This is a genomic window from Microbacterium sp. AISO3 (assembly GCF_002204305.1).
GTDB lineage: Bacteria > Actinomycetota > Actinomycetes > Actinomycetales > Microbacteriaceae > Microbacterium > Microbacterium arborescens.
In genome coordinates, this window is sequence record NZ_NHRF01000207.1 from 1 (window position 1) to 386 (window position 386).

Consider the following 386-nt stretch of genomic DNA (forward strand, 5'->3'; position numbering starts at 1 on the left):
GAGAAATCACGGGGCCGTGGCAGTCGCATCCCAAACGGATGTTACGTCATAAAGCCATGATTCAGTGTGCCCGTCTGGCCTTCGGATTTGCTGGTATCTATGACAAGGATGAAGCCGAGCGCATTGTCGAAAATACTGCATACACTGCAGAACGTCAGCCGGAACGCGACATCACTCCGGTTAACGATGAAACCATGCAGGAGATTAACACTCTGCTGATCGCCCTGGATAAAACATGGGATGACGACTTATTGCCGCTCTGTTCCCAGATATTTCGCCGCGACATTCGTGCATCGTCAGAACTGACACAGGCCGAAGCAGTAAAAGCTCTTGGATTCCTGAAACAGAAAGCCGCAGAGCAGAAGGTGGCAGCATGACACCGGACA

At 51.6% G+C, this 386-nt stretch carries 1 protein-coding gene; it reads left to right on the top strand.

All coding sequences use genetic code 11. The features are described 5' to 3' along the window. Positions 1–377 (top strand): recombinase RecT (locus tag CBF90_RS16990; protein WP_172407910.1); only part of this gene is annotated, 377 nt, incomplete at its 5' end. Between the last annotated feature and the right edge of the window lie 9 nt (positions 378–386).